The 15,810-nt window shown below is 37.5% G+C and carries 11 protein-coding genes, 1 tRNA gene and 1 pseudogene; 12 read left to right on the top strand and 1 reads right to left on the bottom strand.

What is annotated here, in order from left to right:
- The first annotated feature begins 111 nt into the window (after nt 1–111).
- From ACYQ3L_RS23505 to ACYQ3L_RS23470, 8 genes and pseudogenes are all read left to right on the top strand, one after another.
- Complete coding sequence (locus ACYQ3L_RS23505; RefSeq protein WP_379998697.1) at nt 112–411, top strand: plasmid mobilization protein; 300 nt, start codon at nt 112–114, stop codon at nt 409–411.
- Between the two features lie 4 nt (nt 412–415).
- The gene (locus ACYQ3L_RS23500; RefSeq protein ID WP_379998695.1) at nt 416–1,357 is read left to right on the top strand and encodes a relaxase/mobilization nuclease domain-containing protein; all 942 of its coding nucleotides are present in this window, start codon (nt 416–418) and stop codon (nt 1,355–1,357) included.
- Entirely contained in the window at nt 1,341–1,760 is a 420-nt protein-coding gene (locus ACYQ3L_RS23495; RefSeq protein ID WP_379998693.1) for a hypothetical protein, read from the top strand. Before ACYQ3L_RS23500 ends, ACYQ3L_RS23495 begins: the two co-directional genes overlap by 17 nt.
- A gap of 83 nt (nt 1,761–1,843) precedes the next feature.
- Nucleotides 1,844–4,633, top strand: a complete 2,790-nt coding sequence (locus tag ACYQ3L_RS23490; protein WP_379998691.1) for a hypothetical protein — start codon at nt 1,844–1,846, stop codon at nt 4,631–4,633.
- Nucleotides 4,626–5,021, top strand: coding sequence for a DEAD/DEAH box helicase (locus ACYQ3L_RS23485; protein WP_379998689.1), 396 nt, complete (start codon nt 4,626–4,628; stop codon nt 5,019–5,021). The genes ACYQ3L_RS23490 and ACYQ3L_RS23485 overlap by 8 nt, the downstream gene beginning before the upstream one ends.
- 66 nt (nt 5,022–5,087) lie before the next feature.
- Nucleotides 5,088–6,638: an IS5 family transposase gene (locus ACYQ3L_RS23480; protein WP_459952245.1), complete on the top strand. Its 1,551-nt coding sequence runs from the start codon at nt 5,088–5,090 to the stop codon at nt 6,636–6,638.
- A 15-nt stretch (nt 6,639–6,653) separates the two neighbouring features.
- Nucleotides 6,654–7,157 (top strand): annotated as a pseudogene (locus ACYQ3L_RS23475) (DEAD/DEAH box helicase); the annotation flags it as partial.
- A 291-nt stretch (nt 7,158–7,448) separates the two neighbouring features.
- Nucleotides 7,449–11,060: a DUF1998 domain-containing protein gene (locus ACYQ3L_RS23470; RefSeq protein WP_459952546.1), complete on the top strand. Its 3,612-nt coding sequence runs from the start codon at nt 7,449–7,451 to the stop codon at nt 11,058–11,060.
- Between the two features lie 169 nt (nt 11,061–11,229).
- Here ACYQ3L_RS23470 and ACYQ3L_RS23465 read toward each other — a convergent pair.
- Nucleotides 11,230–11,313: transfer RNA gene (locus ACYQ3L_RS23465), tRNA-Leu, on the bottom strand.
- Between the two features lie 153 nt (nt 11,314–11,466).
- Between ACYQ3L_RS23465 and ACYQ3L_RS23460 the strand changes: the two genes are divergently transcribed.
- The 4 genes from ACYQ3L_RS23460 to ACYQ3L_RS23445 all read left to right on the top strand — a co-directional run bounded on the left by ACYQ3L_RS23460 (nt 11,467) and on the right by ACYQ3L_RS23445 (nt 15,663).
- Nucleotides 11,467–12,549, top strand: coding sequence for a mannose-1-phosphate guanylyltransferase (locus ACYQ3L_RS23460; RefSeq protein WP_379998901.1), 1,083 nt, complete (start codon nt 11,467–11,469; stop codon nt 12,547–12,549).
- 14 nt (nt 12,550–12,563) lie between these two features.
- Nucleotides 12,564–13,982 (top strand): adenosylhomocysteinase, encoded by a 1,419-nt coding sequence (gene ahcY, locus ACYQ3L_RS23455; RefSeq protein WP_379998903.1) that lies wholly within the window; start codon nt 12,564–12,566, stop codon nt 13,980–13,982.
- Between the two features lie 587 nt (nt 13,983–14,569).
- Nucleotides 14,570–15,058, top strand: a complete 489-nt coding sequence (locus ACYQ3L_RS23450) for an RNA polymerase sigma factor (RefSeq protein WP_379998905.1) — start codon at nt 14,570–14,572, stop codon at nt 15,056–15,058.
- A gap of 11 nt (nt 15,059–15,069) precedes the next feature.
- Nucleotides 15,070–15,663: a hypothetical protein gene (locus tag ACYQ3L_RS23445; RefSeq protein WP_379998907.1), complete on the top strand. Its 594-nt coding sequence runs from the start codon at nt 15,070–15,072 to the stop codon at nt 15,661–15,663.
- Nucleotides 15,664–15,810 lie beyond the last annotated feature (147 nt).

Below are 15,810 nucleotides of genomic sequence, written 5' to 3'. Positions count from 1 at the left end.
ACGTCAGTTTGTTACCACAAACTGCGCTTGCCGCCTGAACCGCTTTCGCTGGCGGGAAAATGCAATCGCTTCGCTCTCGACAGTTTTTTTATCAAAATAATCAGTAGTCAAATGAAAAATAGCTATATAAAATTCCGATGTACGGAATTAGAAAAAGAGAGAATCGAGGGCATGGCTGAAAGGTCGGGAGTAAGCCTTTCCGAGTATTGCCGGCAACAATGCCTGACAGGTAGGATACTTGCCAGCCCGAAGCTAAGCCCGACAGAGATTTTATACTTCCGGGAGCTGAAAGAACATAATAATGCCATTGCCCGACTTGCCAATCTTATACGGAACAAAGACCCACAATTAGTGATCGCCATTGCGGAATATCTGGAACAATCCCGACAGTTGTATAACCGATTCTTTTAGGCGTATGATTGGAAAAGGAAAAGCAATAGCACACGGAGGTAATGCGATTAATTATGCCTTGCGTGAGGGTAAGCTGGATAAGATAGTCGGCAGGAACATGGTTGAAAGTGATTCGCCTGCCGACATTCTCCGGGAGTTTGAAATGGTTAATCAATACAACTACCGATGCAAGAACAAATATATGCGTTATGAAATCGGTATATCTCCGCAGGATATTGGTAAACTCAAACCGGGAGATATGATTAAAATAGCACGGACATTCGCTAAAAAAATGGGATTGCAGAATCATCAATGGATAGCCTGCACCCATAAAGACACAGGAAAACCACATATCCACCTGATTGCAAACCGCATCGGAGTAGATAGTAAAGTATTCGATACAACCTTTATGAGCAACCGTTCGGCAAAGATTGCGGAAGAGATAAGCCGTGAAATGGGACTGACGATAGCTAAGGATGTTCAGAAACAAAAAGAGCATCTGAAAGCCTATACAGACCCTGCACGCCAAAAGACAAAAGAAAAGCTCCAACAAATTGCCTATTATGAATTATTCAAGAACGTCAGTTTAGAGGGCTTTTTGCGTGGATTGGAAAACGAAAGTATAGGTGTTGAATCAGCAAAGAACAAGCAAGGGAATACCTATGGTATCCGCTTCACTTACGAGGGGCAGACATTCAAAGCATCTGAAATAGGTCGGGAGTTTGGATTCCGGTCGCTTGCCAACAATTTTTCCTCTTCACTGGAAGAGGATCATTCGCAACAAATTCGGCAGAGTCACAACCAAGATGCAAGCAATCAACAATCCTATTCAGGAGTAAGTTCCGACATAGCTTCGCTATTGGCAGACTTGTTTACTCCCAATAGGCACAATCCCGAAGAAGAAGATAATACATTGAAACATAAAAAGAAGAAAGCTAAAAAACGATATTATGGACGACAACAGTAAAAACTCCAAACGCCGGAATAAGTTTGCCGGAAAAGAGGATATTTCCCGCGAAACAGCAGATAATATCCTGAGCGGTCAAATCTACCAGCTCAGGGAAATATCCCGAATGAACGATGAAACGGCAAACCAAGTCAGGGAGAGTGTAAATATCTTATGTGAGAAGCAAATCTCTATTGACACTAACAAGTTTGAACAACTAAGCCGGAACTTTATCAACGAAATGGAAAATAAACTTCGAAAAGTAAAACAACCATCCAAAGGCTTGAAGTGGTATATTGTGATGTGGGTAATTACTTTGGCTTCTGCATTCCTTGCCGGATATTTCATTCATGAATACAGAGAATGGAAAGAGAAAGCGATGTATTGGTATCAGATGTATGAGGAAACTAAACCTAAGAAATAGATAAAATAAAGGTTTTTAGATAGAAACATGTCTAATTCTTAGATGTTTATTATTTTTGTATGAAATAAGAATTTGCGATTAACATGAATGGATTACTTCAACAGATAGAAAAAGTTTTCAATGAAAATAAATTAATTGGAAACCATGATTTTACCGAAGAAGAATATTCCTTAATGGTAGATGTTGTTGGTAGTTTAAGTGATGATTTTAATAAAAATCATCATAATCTGATATTCGCGACACTTGTTGAAATAGCAAAACGTTGGAAACAATCCGGCACTGATGAAGATAGTGAAGAAAACAGCGGATATTGGGATTATGTATTTAAAATATTATTTGGTTCTGATGTTAATCAACAACTTTGTCAAAAATACAGAGATGTAATTGGTTGGCTCGGTAGAAGTTGTAATATTCCAGTGGTTACATATGGACAAAAGTACTATGCCACCTTGATGATGCACTCGTTTGCACCCAAAAACAGTATTTGTTCATTTTTTGACCTTTGTTACAATGTATTTAAAAAAGATTTAGATTTTGGTTTTACAAGTGATGATGAATGGCTTTGTGAAATTGCTGCAGAGCAAATGAAAAATGTGTTAGGAGGCGGCTATCGAGAAGATAAGTTAGTTTCTATCGGGTCGAGTGCATATTCTATAAAAATTGGTTTACGCTCTTTTGTTTTGAATGAGAGCTTATCTGTCGAGTTCATTAAATTCATAAAAGATACATTCTATAATATAAACAAACTATTTAATAGGGAGATAGTCGAAGAAAACACAAGATTAGAACGATATATTGTTGATTGGTGGAAAAATAAAACTGAATCCGAAAAACTTTCAGATGATATAGTACACAAAAAACGAGTTCCAACAGTTTCAAAGCATGATATTGTTGCGAAATACATTAGAAACGAAAATGAGGTTTTTCTCTGCATTCCGTCAATCAGGTTAGACAACAGCAATAATAAAATATGGCTTGCGGTTTATGTGAATGGCGAACAACTTTATTCAGAAGAATTAAGGACTAAAAGAGGTGAATTGGTTGTTGCCACAAAAACAAAGGAGTTTAAATTAAATGAATTGTTGAAGTGTGCCGATGCTATCACTATTAAGATTGAAATTAAGGAAAACGAGATAGTTATATTTGATTCGGAAAAGAGCAAAACCTCTTCACTTAACAGAGAATTTATTTTGTTTGAAGGCGAAAAAGAAATTTTCAGCCAAATAAATAAACCGACAAATTACTTCGTTTATTCAAAAGATATAGATGCACTAAAAAGTGTTCCAGGCGAACTATCAACTTTTGGAACAAATCTATACAATATTTATCCAAATGCAGGAGAATGCTTAGTCGGCGAAACGAAGCAAGTCTTTTTCATAGATAAAACAAAGACGGCAAGTTTAGGCAAAAATGCTTGTTTGATAGGGAGTGTAGCCGATGTTGAATGGATATTAGATGATATTTCTTGCATTGTGTACAAAAATGCTGTTAAGTTAATGATACCCGAAAATTTCAATTTAAAAGCATTGGAATTGAAAATAGACAATAAACGTTACAAACTACAAGAACTGAATTACGAACGGATTGAACTGAATTGTTATCAATTTGGATTAAAAATACTTGGGTTAATTTCCGAATATTACCCAACTGAAATATCCTTATATTCTTACGAAAAAGAAAAGGAACTATTAAAAGAAACTATCATCGTATTGTCTGAGATTGATATACAATTCAATAATCCATTTTACTACGGAGACATTGGGCGAAAAATTACCATAAACAGCAATAATGAAACAATAGAATTATCTTGGAGTAAACAAGATGAAGAAGTTATTTGCCCCTTAAACGATGGTGTTCTTGTTGTAAAAGTACCTTATTTGAAATGGCGAATAAACGATGATGAATGGCATAATGAGCCGATTAACAAAAAAATATGGTATAAAGATTTGTTGAAAAATGGAGACTTATTGGAAATAGACAGCCCAAAAGAAAATGAAACAGTATCTATTCTTGGGAAAGTTGACGGTAAATCATTTGAAATTGCAAAAAATCAGAGCGGAAAATTTGAAATTGGTCGAGCCATTTATGCTAATGAAAATTACACAAATATTTCTGTTCGTTTTTCAGATGGAAAAAACAAATTTGACCTTTTCAATATCGCCACCAAGGAGCATTTTGTGGAAAATCCGTTAATTTACAGAAATGGAAAAGTTTGTTGGGATGTAGAGAATACTTTTATTGGAGATAAAGACAATGATTTTTTCCTTATTGCGAAAGCAAATGGAAAAAATGAGAAAAGCGGAAGGAAAAAAGTTGGTGCAACAAACATTCAATTTGGTAATTTTGATGAAGATTTTTATAAAATAATTGTGAAAATTAAAGACAAAAATGTCTTTTCAAAAGAAGAAAAGTACGATACTATTTTTGAGGGTGATTTAGTGGTTGGCACTCTCGATAAATTGAGGTTTAAAAACAAAGTAATCAAACTATTGGCAGCAACTTGTATGAATGCAAAATCTTTTGAATGGATTTCATTTATTCCAAAATACTTCATTGACAAATTGGAATTAGTTAAAGAAGAAGAAAATGTTTATTACACAGGACAATTGTGCGTAATAGACCAAAATGGAGAAACAAGAGTGTTAAACAGAATGGAAAACGAAAATGGAGATTATGACAAAGTAAATCCTGTAAGGATTGAACTGAGAGATAATTTTACGCTTTGGTTAGTGGCAGGCTATGAAGGCGAAAATGACTTTATCGGTGGTTTGTTTTTCGATAAAAGACGAAAGGGTATTTGCAATATTGCACAACAAAATGAGCTGTATGACGAGATGAATTTATATAGATTTAAAGAAGAAGAATATGTTTAATCCAGCAAAAGCCGCAGAAGAAATAAAGAAAGAGTACATTGGTTATATAAGTACAACCTTTCATTTCCGTAATCAAAATCTGCAAAAAAGATTAGTTGAAGAATTAGAAAAAACGGTTTCAAGTGGACCTTTTGTTGAGATTAAAGATTCGTTCAAGTCGGGCAAAACGCTTGATGAACTGATAGAAAAAGGTATATTGTCTTCACTTTTCAGAGATTTGGAAAAAGACAAGATACACGAACCAAAACTTCCTGTTTCTCGTCCTTTGTATTTGCACCAAGAAAAAGCAGTCGAGAAAATCGTTGCAGGAAAAAATGTTGTTGTTTCAACGGGTACGGGTAGCGGTAAAACAAACTGTTTTGTTATTCCTGTAATTAGGGTCTGCTGATAAACTGATAATTCGTTAAGGATGAGTGAAAATACTTATATTTGTTTTTTCCAAATGCAAGGATATATGAAGAAACAGCGCAAAAGTCGTGCACTTAGTCCCAATTATGCGAGTCCGAATCAGTTGGTTTTATCGGGATTTGAAAATCCATTCGATCAGCAACTCGATCCGGGAAACCGTTGGGTTGTATTGTCCCATTTGATTCCCTGGGATGAGATTTGCAATCTTTACCTCAAACATGTAGGGGTTAGTTCAACGGGTCGACCGGGATTGAGTCCTCGTGTGGTTTTGGGTTCTCTAATGATCAAGCATCTTTGCAATTTGGATGATCGGGAGACAGTGAGTCAGATTTCGGAAAACATCTATATGCAATACTTTCTGGGGTACTGTAGCTTCACCCATGAAGCCCCATTTGATGCTTCACTGTTTGTGGATTTACGAAAACGCTTGGGTCTAGATACGATCAATGCGATCAACGAGCGGATTGTTCAGTTGAAGACAGGGATGGAGTTTGTGAAAAAAGAATCGGATAAAGACGATTCCGGCATTGATCCTGATGAGGATTCCTTATCCGGTGGCTCAGCGAACAAAGGCCGGATCATTTTTGATGCTACTGCTTGTCCACAGGATATTGCTTATCCAACGGATTTGAATCTGCTCAACGAAGCTCGTGAAATATCGGAAAACCTGATTGATCAGCTCTATACCCATCTGTTACATGATAAAAAGCCGCGTAGCTACCGCAAGGTTGCTCGCAAACGCTATCTGAAGACAGCCCAGAAGAAGAAAAAGAGCAAGAAAGAGATCAGAAACTCCGTTCGCATTCAATTGGGGTATCTCAAGCGGAATATAAATTCTATCCATCGGTTGCTGGATGCTTATCCTAACCTTCCCTTAAAGAAGAAGGATCGGAAATATTTGTATGTTATCCAGACCTTGTTTGATCAACAGTTGTACATGTATAAGTCCAGGACGCATACAGTGGAAGACCGGATAGTAAGCATCCATCAACCTCATGTACGCCCCATAGTCAGAGGAAAGAGTCAAGCCAAGGTAGAGTTTGGTTCCAAGATACATGTTTCCATTATTGATGGCATCTCGTTTCTGGATGAACTTTCCTGGGATGCTTTTAACGAGGGAAGTCACATGGAGCACTATGTTGAAAAGTATCGTGAACGGTTCGGATGCTACCCCCGCGAAGTACTCGCTGATCAGATTTACTGTAGTCGTCCCAATCGGGTTATGCTCAAGGAAAAAGGCATCAAACTTTTAGCAAAGCCACTGGGCAGGCCTTCGCCCATGTCAATTCATGTAAGTCCGGGAGAGCGTAATCCAATAGAAGGAAAGTTTGGACAAGCCAAAACAGGTTATGGCTTAAACCGTATCAAAGCCAGACTCCGACAAACAAGCGAATCATGGATTGCCTGCATCTTCCTTGTGCTAAACCTGGTCAAATTGGCGGGGATGGCACTCCCGTGTCTTATTCAGAACTTATGGTTTAGTTTTTCAGCATTGCTGTTGGAGATAATCGCTAATAAATCGGATGGACGCAATAATAGTTATCGGAACCGGGAAATAGCGGACGCAAACCGAATTAAATATGAATTGGTCTGCTGAGTTTTTCAGCAGACCCTAATTAATGAATTGTTGCGCGAAAAAGAGCAAGGAAAGCTCAATGATGGTGTTAGAGCGGTTTTCATTTATCCGATGAATGCTTTGGCAAACGACCAAATCAAGGGCTTGCGTGAAATTTTAATGAATTATCCCGATATTAGGTTTGGTGTATATAATGGCGGTACTGAAAATAAAGAGGCGGACGCGATAAAACTTTATGAAGCAATGTACGCCAATGAGAAATATCCTGAATTGAGAAAACGATTGCCAAACGAGGAAGTTTCACGCGAAAGGATGAAAGAACACCCACCACACATTTTATTTACAAATTATGCGATGTTGGAACATATGCTCTTTCGCCCGGGCGATGATACAATTTTTAGTAATTCCAATTTTAAGTTTGTGGTTTTGGACGAGGCACACGTCTATGCAGGAGCAACAGGCATAGAAACAGCTTTTCTGATGGGAAGATTAAAAGGAAGAATTAACGGAGAGAGGAAGCCTCAATTTATTTTGACTTCTGCGACTTTGGGTGATGGAAGCCCTGTAAGTAATAAACGAGTTGTAGAATTTGCAGAACGATTAACAGGTTGTGATTTTAGCACAGACGACATAATAACGGCATATCGGGACAATTCTCAAAAATCGTCAGAAATAAAAAAGTATCCAATTCAACTATTTGCCGATTTGGCAAATGAGGAAAATTTCTTTGACGACATATTGAACAAGTACAATCTAAATATTGCATATTCGCGAGAGAAAGAGGCGGAAATCTTGTATGATATTATTTCTACTTCTACTTGGTATGATACAATGAGAAGTAATAGAAATTTAATCAAACTCTATGACTTTGCCAGACTACTTGAAATATCCAGCCAAGAGGCAGTTCAATTTGTTTCTTTGTGTGCAAAAGCAAGAAAAAATGGGAAACCATTGATAGATATTCGCTATCATTATTTTTTAAAAGCATTAGACGGTTGTTATTTAGCACTTGATTACGAGGAAAGTTTGTCATTAATAAGAAAAGATTTTTATTCGACGTCATATAACAATTCAGCAAAAATGTTTGAAGTTACAGTTTGTGAGGATTGTGGCGAAATTGCTATCGTTGGGAAGGTTGTTAATGACAAATTGGTCAGAGCTAGTATTTCAGATGAGCGGAATTTTTATCAACCTCATTTTGATGAAGAATCAAATGACAAAAACGAAGATGTATATTGTCTTTGTAAAACATGCGGTGCAATAGTTGCGGAAGATGAATCACACAATCGTTGGTGTACATGTGGAAATACACAACCAATAAAAGTTGTAAAATTAATAAAAAACACTTCCATAAGCAATAAGGTATCCCATAATTGCCTCAATTGCAAAGGAACTTTGAGATACTTCAATTTGGGTTACGATACAGCAACAGGAGTTGTTGCAACCTCATTGTATGAACAAATTCCCGAATATACATTTACGATTGAGGATAATACTGAAACACAGGTCAAAAAAAATATATTCCTGCAAACTGCCGAAAAGAAAAAGAGTAAATCAAAAACAGGAAGTCAATTTTTAATTTTTTCAGATAGTCGGCAAGGCGCGGCAAAGTTTGCTTGCTTTTTAGGCGATTCATACAAAGAATTTTTACGCCGTCGTGGAATTTGGAATGTTGTAACACGAGAAGAAAACAATTTTAAGAATGGAATTGGCGTTAGCGACTTTGTCGGTTTACTTGATAACTATTTTTCGAGTTTACGATTATTTCGCAAAAGTAATTCCGACAGTGCCGAATCGTCCATAGTGGAAAATCGCCGTAACGCTTGGGTTGCCGTTCTAAACGAGTTGTACAGCAGCAATCGTGATACTTCATTGGTCTCTTTGGGTAAAGTTTCGTTTGAGTATCTTGGTAATAGCGATGATATTATAAATGTACTTGTCAGTAATTATAAACTTTCAAAAGAAGATGCGAAAAATTATCTAAATTATCTTGCTTTTGAAATCGTGCGTTCGGCAGCTATTATTACTGATAACGAAACGGATATAAACGATAGTGATAGAGAATATTTATATTTTACCCCAACGCAAAAGGTAATTACTAAAAATAAAGATAATTCGCTGTATGGTTCACAGGGATTTATGCCAACCCCATACTTATTAAAAAGTGGTGAAAAAAAGTATTATCGTTCTAACAAATTGACAATTACAAAAAAAGTTCTGAGTTTAGATGATGAAAAAGCCGTAGAATTTTTGGAACAGTATTGGGATTATTTGGTTTCCGATGGCAATAAATATAAACTTCAAACAAAAGACGGTAAAGGATATGTTGTTCCTGTAAAATATTTCAGAACGAATCTTGGAAAGAATGCAGTTCTTTGGCAATGCAAGAAATGTGGAAAAGTAACTCAATTTAATATTGGCAATAATTGTATTCAAATTGGTTGTAATGGAAACTTAGAAAGGCTCAATTCAGAAGAATTTTGCCGAAATAATTATTATGCAATGCTTTACAATAGTGAAAAGGTATCGCCATTATTTGTAAAAGAGCACACCGCTCAACTTGCAAAAAAAGATGCCTTGGATTATCAACAACAATTTATACGAAAAGAAATTAATGCTCTATCGTGTTCTACTACTTTTGAAATGGGTGTTGATGTCGGTGATTTAGAAACGGTATTTTTACGTAATATTCCGCCTCTCGCGTCAAATTATGCCCAAAGAGTTGGGCGTGCAGGTAGAAGTATAAACGCAGCCGCCTTTGCTTTGACGTTCGCGAGATTAAGTTCTCACGATTTTACTTTCTTTGACCAACCACAGGAAATGATAAACGGAGTTATTTATCCACCAAATTTTAATTTAGATAATGAAAAAATTCTGAAACGACATATTTACGCAGTTGCATTAAGCTCGTTTTTGAAAATCAACCCCGAATTGTATTCAGGCAATAACGCAAAAGCGTTTATTAACGAAAAGGGGTACAAAGAATTTGTAAATTGGCTTAAATCAGAGCCAAAAGAATTAACCGAGTTGCTAAAAAACTCAATATCAGGCATAAATCAACAGTTAAAAGACAAGTATATTAATAGTTATGAATGGCTTAATGACTTTTGCGGAGAGCAAGGTTCTTTTACAAGAATAATAAATGAGTTTGAACAGAATGTAAAGTATTTAGAACTAGAATACAAAAAGGCGATGAAAGCAAATGAAGCTGCAACTGCCAGAGTATTTGAACGAAAATTAGAAAGATATCAAAAGAACGATTTAATTGATTTTCTTGTTCGTGGAAATATCTTACCAAAGTATGGTTTTCCTGTTGATTCTGTTGAATTGATACAAAACATTGCTTCTCAAAGTTCTAAATCCTTAAATCTTAGTCGTGATTTGGCTGTTGCCATTGCCGAATACGCCCCGTCTTCTGAGATTGTCGCTGATGGCGGGCTATACACAAGTCGTTATATTCGGAAACCGATTGTGAATAAAAGTGAAATGAGCGATTTTGAAACTGCATATATTGCTACTTGTCCTGAATGTAAAAATATCAATTACTCAAATATGCCAATTAGTAAGGACGAAGGCAAACTTTGCGCTATTTGCGAAAAAGAATTGAAATCAAGAGATTTTTATAAAAGTATTGAGCCAAGAGCGGGTTTTGTTGCAGAAGAAGATGTCAAAGATGTTCCACTTAGTTCGCAAGAAAGAAAATATAAAACGGAAGCAATTTACATTGGCGACAAAATGGCATTTCCAATAAGTAAATATGAATTTGAAATAGAAAATATAAAATTGGAGGTAGAATCAACTGCAAATGATTCGCTTGTGGTTAAATCTACCGATTTTTTCTATGTTTGTCCAAAATGTGGATATTCCATTGCAAGTGATGAAATGAGTAAGTTGAAAGAATATGAAGATTATAGAGATGGAGTCTTACGAATAGAAAATACCAAAAATGGACATAAAAATCCATTCGGTAAAGGGAAATGTAACAATACTTCACTAACAAGATTTTGCTTGCACCACGAATTTAAAACAGATGTTGCTAAAATTTCTTTTGGTTGCGATACTTCCGACCAAGCTACAATGCTGTCTGTAATGTATGCTTTGCTAAATTCTTTTGCTAATGAGCTTAACATTGAAAGACGAGACATTAAGGCTTGTTTAACATACAAGAGAACTAATGGCAAAATGGAACATAAGATTATCATATATGATGCTGTTCCAGGAGGAGCAGGGCATTCAAGACGATTTGTAACAGAAGACGGTGCTGTACTAAATGCCGTAATAAAACGAGCAGTCAAATCGTTAGAAACTTGTCAGTGCGAACCTTCTTGTTATCGTTGCTTACGCAGTTATGAAAATCAAAAAATACACGAAATACTAGATAGAGAAAAAGCTTTGAACTTTTTGAAACAATTTACATATAAACATTTTGAGTCGGTTAGTTGATTTGGCTGGTGCAATTCGAGTGCCTTTTTGATTTTGTCTAACACTTGGGGCAGCAGATTTTTTTCAAATATTTTTCCACCTTCCATAAAATGCGGACACGCTGCGGACACGGAGAGAAAAACAAAAACGCTAAATCTTTATTTCTAAATGATTTAGCGTTTCTAAAAAGTACCCAGAGCCGGGATCGAACCGGCATGGAAGTGAATCCACTGGTGTTTGAGACCAGCGCGTCTACCAATTCCGCCATCTGGGCTTGTGAGGTGCAAAAGTACACAATATTTTTATATATCAAATAGCACGCCTTAACTTTTTTACAAAAGAATAGTATATTTTTCACAACGCTATTGTTATCATTTGTTTTGTTTGTATATTCGTATGATGTAACTTTGCATAAATTATAATCAACATGGATAATAAGAACAACTATTGCGTGATAATGAGTGGCGGTATAGGCAGCCGCTTTTGGCCTTTTAGCAGAGAAGCCCGTCCGAAACAATTTTTGGATTTCTTCGGCACAGGCCGTTCTCTCTTACAAATGACCGTAGATAGGTTCAAGAAAATACTTCCCCTTGAAAATATATACATCGTTACAAACAATGAGTACGCTCAAATGGTCATGGATGAACTTCCCGAACTGAAGCAGAATCAGGTCCTATTAGAGCCTATGCGCCGAAACACTGCACCCTGCATTGCTTTTGCCTCTTATCATATAAATTCTTTCAATCCCGATGCAAATATAGTTGTGGCCCCCTCCGACCATCTCATACTGAAAGAAGACGAGTTTCTAGCAATTATTCAAAAAGCATTCACTTTTGTTGAAAAGCATAACACTCTTCTAACTCTCGGTATCCGCCCCAGCCGTCCGGAAACAGGCTATGGATATATACAAATGAGCGAAGAACAATTGGATGGAATAACTAAAGTCAAAGTATTCACAGAAAAACCAAATCTCGAACTGGCCAAAGTATTCTATGAGAGCGGCGAGTTTCTTTGGAACTCCGGTATCTTTATCTGGAACAACCGCACCATCCTCGATGCATTCCATCGATACCTGCCTGAAATAACAAATCGTTTCGACCTGGGATTAGGTGCATTCGGTACCGATAAGGAAAAAGCGTTTATTGATGAAAACTTTCCGTTCTGCCCTAACATATCCATAGACTATGGCGTGATGGAAAAAGCGGCCAATGTATATGTTCAGGCTGCGGATTTCGGCTGGTCTGACCTTGGCACATGGGGTTCGTTATACGAGATATCGGATAAAGATGAGAATGCGAACGCTACTTTGATTGCCGAAACTTTATTCTTCGACAGTTCCGAGAACGTAGTCACCCTGCCTGCCGGAAAACTGGCGGTTTTGCAAGGACTGAACGGATATATCGTGGCCGAAGCTGATGGCGTACTTCTCATCTGCAAAAAAGAAGAGGAGCAGCGTATTAAACAATTCGTTGCTGACGTTAAGTTGAAATATGGAGAAAAATATATTTAAAATTAGATAGATACATGTCAAAACAACTTTTATCAGGTTTACCATATCTGGTGGCAGACATCAGTCTTGCCGACTTTGGAAGAAAAGAAATCGAAATAGCTGAACACGAAATGCCGGGACTGATGGCACTTCGCAAAAAATACGGAGCGACAAAACCATTGAAGGGAGCACGCATTATGGGTTCGCTCCACATGACCATTCAGACTGCCGTACTTATTGAAACCCTTAAAGAACTGGGCGCTGATATACGCTGGTGCAGTTGCAATATTTTCTCGACTCAGGACCATGCCGCCGCCGCAATAGCTGCCGCAGGTATACCTGTATTCGCTTGGAAAGGCGAAACGCTCGAAGAGTACTGGTGGTGTACAGAGCAAGCTCTTGCTTTTCCCGGAGGGAAAGGGCCAAATCTGATTGTAGATGATGGCGGGGACGCAACATTACTTATCCACTGGGGATATAAAGCTGAAGAAAATTCAGAAACCATAAACCGTAAAGGCTCCAACCACGAAGAACAGGTTATCTTAGACACCTTGTCGCGGATATTAAGAGAAGACAGCAACCGCTGGCACCGCACCGTTGCTGAATGGAAAGGTGTTTCGGAAGAAACCACAACCGGCGTTCACCGTCTGTATCAGATGATGGAGCGGGGCGAACTGCTGATACCCGCCATCAATGTGAACGATTCGGTAACCAAATCGAAATTCGACAACCTGTATGGTTGCCGCGAGTCCCTTGCCGATGGTATCAAACGCGCTACCGACGTGATGATAGCCGGTAAAGTAGCTGTTGTTGCAGGATATGGCGACGTAGGCAAAGGCTGTGCACACTCTATGCGTTCATACGGGGCACGCGTGATAGTCACCGAGATAGATCCAATCTGCGCATTACAGGCTGCCATGGAAGGTTTCGAAGTCACCACGATGGAAGATGCCGTAAAGGAAGGTAATATCTTTGTAACTACCACAGGGAATAAAGATATCATTACTATCGAACATATGGCACGCATGAAGGATCAGGCTATTGTATGCAATATTGGTCACTTCGATAACGAAATACAGGTAGACAAGCTTGTTAATTTCCCAAGCATTGAACATACAAACATCAAGCCTCAGGTAGATAAATATACATTCCCCAACGGACACTCGATCTTCCTGCTCGCAGAAGGCCGTCTGGTAAATCTGGGATGTGCCACAGGACACCCGTCGTTTGTGATGAGTAATTCATTTACAAACCAGACGCTGGCCCAGATAGAACTTTGGCTCAACGATTATGAAGTGAACGTATACCGTTTGCCAAAACACCTGGACGAAGAAGTTGCCCGTTTACACCTTGAGCAAATCGGAGTGAAGCTCACTAAATTATCCCAAGAGCAAGCCGACTATCTGGGAGTGCCCGTAGAAGGGCCATTCAAACCGGAGCATTACAGATATTAAGTATAAAAATCAAATAATCAACAAAGAGGTTGATTCCAGCATAATAATCTTTTCAAACCTTATTCTTAGGAGCAGGGATTTGAAAAGATTATTTTTTATTGAACCTTTTTACAGTAATCAGTTAACAACCTGCAACTGTTAGAAAGTAACAAAGGTAACAGATATATCAGTTAACAGTAAACAGTAAACAGTAAACAGTGAACTAACTTGTAACCCGTAACTGCCCTAGGGCGCAGTAACTTGTAACTTTCAAAAAAAGGTAACAAAGGTAACACTTGTTTACTTATTACTTTTTACCCTCATTGTAAGTCCCCCTTGGGGAAACAACGTTCGGCGGAGCCAATTTAGGGGGCCATTTCAATACTTCAAAGAGCTCTAAACTATCTGCTTGTACTATAGATAAATTTATCAGCCAATTATAGGTCTATATTTATTAATTTATAAAATATTTTCACTTGATAAACACGCAAAAGATTCGTGCGGCAGCAGGGGTCCGTTAGCATAATGAGGCTATTTGTTTAGTATATTTTGTCATGTTTGTGTCATTTTCCCAGATTTCCATCGACTAATATATAAAAAGCGGATAAATGGATAAAGTTGATTTGGAAAAGACATTTATTGATACGCTCCGTAGTAATGAACGGATTATCTATAAAGTTTGTTCTTTTTATGTTTCAGACGAATTTCCTTTGGCAGACTTGTATCAGGAAGTTGTAAGTAATCTTTGGGCTGCATTTCCCCGTTTCAAGAATGGATGTTCTATTTCTACATGGATGTACCGAATAGCGTTAAATACCTGTATATCCGGTATGCGAAAGGATACGCGCCGCCCCAAAGGTTTGCCTGTTTCCATATTACAGGATGCAATTGCAGAACCCGAAACATTGAGTGAACAAATAAAGGAAATGTACTATCATATCTACCGGTTGAAAACAATGGAGCGCGCTATTGTCTTGCTCTATCTGGAAGAAAAGTCATATCAGGAAATAGCCGATATCACTGGATTGACGGTAAGTAATGTGGCCACAAAAATAAAGCGTTCTAAGGAAAAACTAAAAAAAATGTCAAATCTTTAAATTGGGAAAACATGGAACTGGACGAATTAAAACATATCTGGCAATCTTTGAATGAACACTTGCAAAAACAAGAAGTCCTGAAAAAGAATATAATGAAAGAAATGCTACAGACAAAATCAGATAAGGCTTTGAGCCGTTTATTAAATTATGATATATTAGGCGTTGTTATTTTATTGTTAGCGATCCCTTTAATTATTTACGCACTTGATCTACATCCATATTTAGTTGAATACCGGCCATTTATGTATTCCATGTTAATCGTTGATATTATTCTTCTCTTTTGGCAATCCTACAAAGTATATGAATTGACACGGATTGATTTCTCAAAACCTGTAAGCACCAACATACAATATACCAATAAATATAATATACATATAAAAAGGGAAAAGCTGGGAATGCTGTTCTTTGTACCTGTAGTATTTTTTTGTTGTGCTTACCTATATGCCCGGCTAAATGTCAATATAATTTTGTGGGCCGGTCTTATATGTATGGCTATCGGCTTAGTATTATTTACAATCTGGTCATACAAAAGACTTTATGATAAAAATATTAAATCTATAATCCAAAGCCTCGATAATCTGAAAGAGTTAGAAGAGGATGATTGAATATCTTCGTCCCATCGGATTGTAAATCTCCCTGTGTCGTAGGGCTGTTAAGTTCTCCGCTTTGTTCTGTTATTTTCTGCCGTCATTGGCTCCGCTTCGCTCTGCCGAACGTTGTTTCTGAGTGAAACGAAGGATCTCCTTCGATTC

This window comes from Dysgonomonas termitidis, from assembly GCF_054657735.1.
The sequence above is the reverse complement of the archived record's forward strand: the minus strand, read 5'-3'. Positions and strand labels throughout refer to the sequence as shown.

Excerpts from the sequence above, each read along its gene's own strand:
- ACYQ3L_RS23505 (WP_379998697.1), top strand. The coding sequence starts at position 112 with ATGAAAAATAGCTATATAAAATTCCGATGTACGGAATTAGAAAAAGAG.
- ACYQ3L_RS23500 (WP_379998695.1), top strand. The coding sequence starts at position 416 with ATGATTGGAAAAGGAAAAGCAATAGCACACGGAGGTAATGCGATTAAT.
- ACYQ3L_RS23495 (WP_379998693.1), top strand. The coding sequence starts at position 1,341 with ATGGACGACAACAGTAAAAACTCCAAACGCCGGAATAAGTTTGCCGGA.
- ACYQ3L_RS23490 (WP_379998691.1), top strand. The coding sequence starts at position 1,844 with ATGAATGGATTACTTCAACAGATAGAAAAAGTTTTCAATGAAAATAAA.
- ACYQ3L_RS23485 (WP_379998689.1), top strand. The coding sequence starts at position 4,626 with ATGTTTAATCCAGCAAAAGCCGCAGAAGAAATAAAGAAAGAGTACATT.
- ACYQ3L_RS23480 (WP_459952245.1), top strand. The coding sequence starts at position 5,088 with ATGAAGAAACAGCGCAAAAGTCGTGCACTTAGTCCCAATTATGCGAGT.
- ACYQ3L_RS23470 (WP_459952546.1), top strand. The coding sequence starts at position 7,449 with ATGAGAAGTAATAGAAATTTAATCAAACTCTATGACTTTGCCAGACTA.
- ACYQ3L_RS23460 (WP_379998901.1), top strand. The coding sequence starts at position 11,467 with ATGGATAATAAGAACAACTATTGCGTGATAATGAGTGGCGGTATAGGC.
- ahcY (WP_379998903.1), top strand. The coding sequence starts at position 12,564 with ATGTCAAAACAACTTTTATCAGGTTTACCATATCTGGTGGCAGACATC.
- ACYQ3L_RS23450 (WP_379998905.1), top strand. The coding sequence starts at position 14,570 with ATGGATAAAGTTGATTTGGAAAAGACATTTATTGATACGCTCCGTAGT.
- ACYQ3L_RS23445 (WP_379998907.1), top strand. The coding sequence starts at position 15,070 with ATGGAACTGGACGAATTAAAACATATCTGGCAATCTTTGAATGAACAC.